2 protein-coding genes are annotated in these 1,847 nt (G+C 67.1%); one reads left to right on the top strand and one right to left on the bottom strand.

Going from position 1 to position 1,847, the window contains the following annotated elements; translation table 11 throughout:
* Positions 1–91 precede the first annotated feature (91 nt).
* Positions 92–988, bottom strand: coding sequence for an aminoglycoside phosphotransferase family protein (locus tag ACFVX4_RS42035; RefSeq protein ID WP_389988786.1), 897 nt, complete (start codon positions 986–988; stop codon positions 92–94).
* 318 nt (positions 989–1,306) lie between these two features.
* On the opposite strand from ACFVX4_RS42035, the gene ACFVX4_RS42030 reads away from it, so the two are divergent.
* The coding region (locus ACFVX4_RS42030; RefSeq protein WP_389988783.1) for a DUF6233 domain-containing protein at positions 1,307–1,847 on the top strand (541 nt) is incomplete at its 3' end.

The following is a 1,847-nucleotide window of genomic DNA, read 5'->3' as shown; positions in this document are numbered from 1 at the left end:
CCGACCCCAGACCTTACGTCTGGACCAAGACCGCAGACGAGATCCTCGAACGCCTCGCCAGCTATCTGAACAGAATTCCTGACTCAGAAGACTAGATCGATGCCAGAACACGGTCGAGCGCCGCCCGGCCCGCGGGTCCCCATGTCGGCTTGCCGCCGGGCAGGCCCCGCTCCCCGGCCTGGCCAATGAGAATGAGGACGAGGCTCTTCAGGGCAGCCAACCCTCGTGCGCGCCGGATCGTCGCTTCGTCCGCGTGCGCGTACGCGTCGAAGAACCGTGCAGCCGCCCCCTCGGGAAGGAGCACCCAGGCAGCCGCGAGATCGACCGCCGGATCGCCTGCGCACATGTCACCGAAGTCGATCACGCCCGAGAGCGTCCCGTCCGCGACGACGACATTCGCCGGGTGAAGGTCGCCGTGCAGCCATACCGGCGGGTCCTCCCAATCTGGAGCCGCAAGGGCCTCGTCCCAGACGTCCTGGATATTCCGGAGGTCAGCGGCAACGCCTTCGGAGGCGACTTCCTCGAGTGCCTTTCTGAAAGTGTCCGTGAGCGTTTTGAGGGGAACGCCACGATCCGGACTGACCGGTGCCTCGGTGGGCGCCTTCACATGGAGTGCCTTGAGGAAGCCCGCCAAAGTGTCGGCCGCGCGGTCCTGGCTGATTGGTGCGCGGTCGGCTGGTTCGCCGGGAACCCATGTCGCGATGGTCCATGGCCGCGGGAAGCGTGCGGAGGGTTCACCGATCCGCATGGGGGTCGGGACCGGTAGTGGAAGGCACGGGGCCAGGGTGGGCAGCCACCGGTGCTCGTTGCGCAGCAGGGACGGTGCTCGCTCCGTGCGCGGCATGCGCACGGCCAACTCGTCTCCGAGGCGCCATAGCTGGTTGTCCCAACCACCGACCACCTCACGCAGGCCCAACTCTGCAAGGTCCGGATGCTGCTCTCGCACCAGAGAGCGCACCAAGTTCTCATTGATCTCGAAGCTGTCCATGACCTCAGTCAACCATCGATGGCACGGGCAGCCGGACCTGATCAGCTGAGACAACTTCCGGCATTCATCCAGCCAGGACCACATCACCCGAGATTCCCGGCATCCCCACGTCTCAACTGAACTGGTCGCCGCACGTCAGCGGCCCGACGCCGAACCAGATCATTCAAGACGGGACACCCGCGCGGCCTACGAGCGGTACGCCCGGACGCTCCCGTGGTCGGCTGAGCCGATGCCCGGCTGGGAGAGCGACAAGCAGCTTCACAGCACCTACGTGCGAAGCCGGACAGCCCGGGGTGCACGGAGGAGCAGGCCGCCAAGGTGGCAGAGTTCCGAGCGCGACTGCTGGAGCTGACCGCGACTGTGGCGACGCACCTGTACTGGGCGACGCTCGGCGAGGAGGACGTGGTCGCGGCACGGATGGCGCTGAAGCACGCCCACGAGCCGGCCGAGGCATTGTCATGCCTGGCGGTGACATATCCGACCTGGACAAGAACCGTGCCCTTGCCGCGTGGCTGGAGCGGCAGCTGCGGCAGCTGCGGCAGACCCGGAGCCCCCCGGGTTCGTGAGCTTGAGGTCCAGGAGGAGCAGGAGCGGCGGCGTAGGGAGCGGGCGCGGGCTGAGCAGTCCTGGAAGATCCAGCCGAAGCGGTCAGGCGAGACGGCGTTGCTGCACCGCGGAGGGTGCACCTTGTACAACGCCCTGCTCGGGTTCATCAGCCGCGAGGACGCGGTGATCGCGTTGGAGGAGCCGGACATCGAGCCGTGTCAGAGGGCAGTAAGTAACGTGCTGCCCGATTCGCGCTTGCAGCTGGAGCTGTCGGGCTGGTGGTGGCCTCTCCGGGTGGCTATGGCCGCGGCTG

Origin of the sequence: Streptomyces sp. NPDC058240 (genome assembly GCF_042882135.1) — a bacterium.
Lineage (GTDB): Bacteria > Actinomycetota > Actinomycetes > Streptomycetales > Streptomycetaceae > Streptomyces.
This window is presented reverse-complemented; position numbering and strand designations above follow the sequence as displayed.